At 59.1% G+C, this 4586-nt stretch carries 2 protein-coding genes and 2 pseudogenes; 2 read left to right on the forward strand and 2 right to left on the reverse strand.

All coding sequences use genetic code 11. The features are described 5' to 3' along the window. A pseudogene (locus tag F6X42_RS45045) lies at positions 1-972 on the reverse strand (IS3 family transposase); the annotation flags it as partial. A 389-nt stretch (positions 973-1361) separates the two neighbouring features. Between F6X42_RS45045 and F6X42_RS41720 the strand changes: the two are divergent. Together F6X42_RS41720 and F6X42_RS41725 are read left to right on the forward strand one after the other, a co-directional pair. Next, positions 1362-2531, forward strand: a complete 1170-nt coding sequence (locus tag F6X42_RS41720) for a hypothetical protein (protein ID WP_187639597.1) — start codon at positions 1362-1364, stop codon at positions 2529-2531. Positions 2532-3100: 569 nt separating this feature from the next. Continuing rightward, a pseudogene (locus tag F6X42_RS41725) lies at positions 3101-3797 on the forward strand (glycine zipper 2TM domain-containing protein). Positions 3798-4257: 460 nt separating this feature from the next. On the opposite strand, the gene F6X42_RS43650 reads toward F6X42_RS41725, so the two are convergent. Next, positions 4258-4586, reverse strand: a 329-nt coding sequence (locus tag F6X42_RS43650; protein WP_222945921.1) for a M35 family metalloendopeptidase, incomplete at its 5' end; no start/stop codon positions are given.

Consider the following 4586-nt stretch of genomic DNA (forward strand, 5'->3'; position numbering starts at 1 on the left):
TTCATATTTCACGCTGCGCCACACGCGTTCGACGAATACGTTGTCGCGCCAGGCGCCTTTGCCATCCATGGACAGGCGGATGCCCCTGCTGAGCACGGCGTCGGTGAACGCTGTCGCGGTGAACTGGCTGCCCTGGTCGGTGTTGACGATTTCAGGTTGCCCGTATTTCGCAAACGCTTCTTCCAACGCCTCGACAGCGTGCAGCGCTTCCATCGTAATCGCCACGCGGTGGGCCAGTACCTTTCGGCTGGCCCAGTCCACCACGGCGGTCAGATAGACGAGAAGCCGCGCGCCATCGGAATATAGCTCGTATCCAGTGCCCAGACCTGGTTTGCCCGATTGATCGTCATGCCCCGCAACAGATAAGGCCAGATCTTGTGCTTCGCATGACGGCGGCTCGTGTTCGGCTTGCAGTACAGCGCCTCAATGCCCATGCGCTTCATCAGAGTGCCGACGTGTTTGCGCCCGACCCTGATAGCTTCGCGTTTGAGCAGGCGAACCAACATTCGTGCACCGGCAAACGGGAACTCCAGATGCAATTCATCGAGCCGCCGCATCAGCTCCTGATCGGCCTCGCTGACCGGGTGCGGTTGGTTGTAGGCGCTTGAACGGGCACTGCCCACCAGCCGCACCTGCCGGCTCACCGGCAATGCGTGCTCGCGATCAATCATCGCTTTACGCTCAGCAATCCCGCCTTGCCGAGCGCGCTTTCCAAAAAATCGTTCTCCAGAGTCAATTGCCCGATCTTCGCGTGCAACGCCTTCACATCGACCGGGGGCTCGGCCGATGTCTGGCCCGTCTCGAACACTTCGGCAACACGCTCTTGCAGTTGCTTCTTCCAGTCGTGATCTGGTTCGGATGCACATCAAACTGCTGGGCCAGTTCGGCCAGCGTCTTGTCGCCCTTGAGCGCCGCGAGTGCCACCTTTGCCTTGAACGCCGGTGAGTGTGTCCGTCGGTTGCGTTTCGTCATCTTCTGGTTCCTTGTTGCCGGCCATTATGACCGACTCACGTCCCAGCTTTTCCACTTACCGACCTGTCCGGATTCTCGGCGCCACCTCTGCCTCACTACAACAAGTTGACCGTACCGCTAGGAGCGAGGTAAGCGACGGATCTCATCCGACTTGCGGAGCGAGATAGCGGCAGGCTCATTGAGCGGACCTCGCAGTGCAAGAAGTTGAGGTGAGCAAAACGTAATCTAAATCGAAAGAACTGTCATTCCCGGGAAATCAATGAAGGTTAACATCAGGTGCTGCTCATCGGCAAGACACTGCCGCCTTCGGCACGTAAGGTTCAGTTCATTAACCCGCTGTTGCGCTTCACCTTTGAAACCGCCCAGCCTTTTTAATATAGGAGTGCTTGATGCGTTTAGCCTTGACTTCACTTGCGGTTGCCGCGAGTTTGTCCCTGACTGCTTGCGGTGGAAGCGTCTCTCCTGACAGCGGCCGCGTCCAGCCCTCTACGGCCATAGCGCTACCGGCGGGCGTCAAGTCACTGGACCCGAACTACAATATCTCGGTGTTTGCGCATGGCCCGTCAACGTCGTCACTCCCTGACGATATGACGGTCTCAGCTGACGGGCAAAGTGTCTTCGTCGGCTATCAGGACGATCAGGATTCTGCCGGCAAACGAGTGGCATCCGGCAAGACGACCGGGGAAGTCATCCAATATGACCTGAATGGAAACCTATTGAAGACGTTCGCCGTGAAAGGGCATGTCGATGGTCTAGTGACGGTCGACTCCAATACCATCTGGGCGAGCTCAAACGAAGACGGCAACCCCGTGGTGTCCGTGATCAAGGTGACCGCGGGCACGGTCTCTTCCTACACGTACAACAAGACGCTCATGCCGCAATCGGGAGGGAGCGACGGCACCGGCGGTCTGGACGATATGGTCATGGTGAACGGCAGCGTGTATGTGACGCTGTCGGGCGAATTCAAGACCGCTGCGCACAATGCCACGCCGCCCGGACCGAATGCCAACCCGTTCCCGGTTATCGCACGGCTTACGATCGATCCCGATGGACAACACTTTGATCTCGACGGCGACTCTGCAACGACGACCGCTGCCGCTTACACGCTGCTCGGCAATGGAGCAGCTGTGGATAAGTTGACAGGCGCGCCGCGCATGTTGAACGTGCTCGATCCTGATTCGCTCGGCCTGGACCCGGCAGGCAATGTCATCCTGGACGATCAGGCGGGCCACTCGCTCATCACGATCGGTAACATTGGAACGCCGCAACAGAGCGTGTCGGTACTTGACCGTACCTTGAATGGAACGCCGTTCAAAGTCGACGATACGCGTTTCGCTCCGCCGACGGGAAGGTCGTTCATTCTTTTCACCGACAACGATGTGTCGAACAACATCTACCGCGTCGATTACAAGGGTGGCGCGTTCCCCGCAAACCAGGGCTACAGCACCTCAGGTAGCGTCACGGATTCGCTTCTCGCGATGGATTACTCGACCGGCAAGTTCACGACCATCGTTGCTGGCGTGCCGGGCGCGCATGGGATGCGCTTCATAAGCAACTGACACAGCCCTCCCGAGCAAAGCCACTCCGTTCACGGACTGGACGATGTCCGGATCTCCGGATGATTCGAGGCCGGTTTTTCCGGATATCCGGAGCACTCCTGCGGGCTCTGATAATCATATAGCCGGCCTCCTGTGCGTCACGTCGGTGTTCGCACCTCCGATATGCCAGCCGTTCGAGTCGAACGGAGGGGGGCCGCCTATATGATTACCAGAGCCGACGTGCCTCAAACGTTCTAAGTCCGCCGGCCGCGCGGCTCAAGTCATTGGCACCCCCAGCCCACAGCCGAGCAGATCGTCGACGATTTAGCCTTCGAGGTCGAGTGGCCGAAAATGGCCGGCTACTGCCGAATGCGGTCTACAGCAGCCGAAGCACTTTTCCCTTTCACGACTCTACCGGAGGCACGCACCGCACGCGGATCGCTTGCAGGCGCGTGACGCATCGTGGCCCGTTGGAGCGGGTGATGCCAACGCGTCCCGGCGAGCGACAACCGCTTACAAATCTCACAATAGCAGGATCCACCGGTTTGATGGCATTGGCGTTCTTGCAGGCACATACCATGGAGCCAGCAATGAACACAAACCTGCCTTCCGATTCGTCCCCACACAGCCGCATTCATCCTCTGGTCGCCGGAGTTGCCGTTGCTGTGATTCTCGCCAGCGGCACCGGCATCGCCGCAATGACCTGTCTGCTTCCGATATCCCGGGCGGCAACGCCGGCGCTGTCGCAAACTGCAGCGGTCGCCGTCCAGCCAGCCAGCACGCCCGCTCGACTCGGCTCAACCGTATGCGGAGCAACAAGGCACGCGGACCGACACGGTGAGCGAACCCCACGTTCATCACCACCATAGCAGTGCGTCGTCGCCAGCGCCCCCGTACGCGCACGACGATATTTACCGTGATGCCACCCAGCCGCCACCTCGACCGGCTGCCGTCGACCCTAATGCAGGTGAAGTCGTCGCGGTCAACGCAGTCCAAACGCAAGAGCCGACCACCGGGCTCGGGGCCGTAGGCGGTGCGGTGGCAGGCGGGCTGCTGGGCAATCAGGTTGGTCAAGGGCGCGGCCGTGTTCTGGCGACGATAGCGGGTGCAGTTGGCGGTGGCCTTGCCGGTAACGGTATCGAACATGCCGTACGCAAAGATGCCACCTACCAGGTGCAAGTCAGAATGCAGGATGGCAGTTATCGAAACTTCAACTACGACACGCAGCCTACCGTTCAGATTGGTGAGCGTGTTCGTGTCTATGGCGATTCGCTGAGTGCTTCGTAAGCACGCAGAGAACCGGAGGGCACAGCGCCTTACAAACGGTTACCAGGCTGACACTTCACGTTTATCTGCCAACTAGAGCTACACATATGGCTATGGGTACTAATACAACGACGACCGTGACAGGCACTGGCACCATGACCATGGTTGGCATAGTGGCTGGGAGCATCATCATCATCATCACGGGGACGATGACGAATAGTCTGGCACTGCACCCAATTCGCGATATCACAGCGTTGTGCTGACGACGCCGAAGCCTCGTTCTATCTGACCAGGTGCTTACGCCTTTGCTGTAACAGTGAGGGGCCCGCGATCAATGGAACGGAAGGTGCACTAAGCGCTGGCCGTTCGCTTGATCGCCTGAAGGCGGGAGACCCGCTCGATGCGCCGCTCAAAAGTGCATAAGGGCCCCTTCTCAGCCATCCAAACAGCGGGCGGCTGAATGCGGTCGACTGCGCAACCGTCAGCCGAATGCGTCCTCAACGAACGATGCATAACTCTGCGCATTGGCGAGCACGCGCGGTCCGAAATCCCTATCCTTTGCGAGCGCCCAGCATCGGCCTGGCATAAATGCCTGGTCGACGTCTATCGTCCCGGCCAGTGCATGAGTGAACTCGTGAATAAGGCCCGCGCCACGGCTAATGCTCGTTTCGTCATGAATCACCGTAAGCGACTCGGCACGACCGTTTCTCACTGCTGAATATTTCGACGCATGATGGGCGCGTTCAGCTTGATGGAGACAGTCAGCCATGTCGAACGCAGCGAGCCGTACGCATCCCCATCGCACGTATG

It is taken from the genome of Paraburkholderia podalyriae (assembly GCF_014397785.1).
Classification (GTDB): Bacteria; Pseudomonadota; Gammaproteobacteria; order Burkholderiales; family Burkholderiaceae; genus Paraburkholderia; species Paraburkholderia podalyriae.

Excerpts from the sequence above, each read along its gene's own strand:
- F6X42_RS41720 (WP_187639597.1), top strand. The coding sequence starts at position 1,362 with ATGCGTTTAGCCTTGACTTCACTTGCGGTTGCCGCGAGTTTGTCCCTG.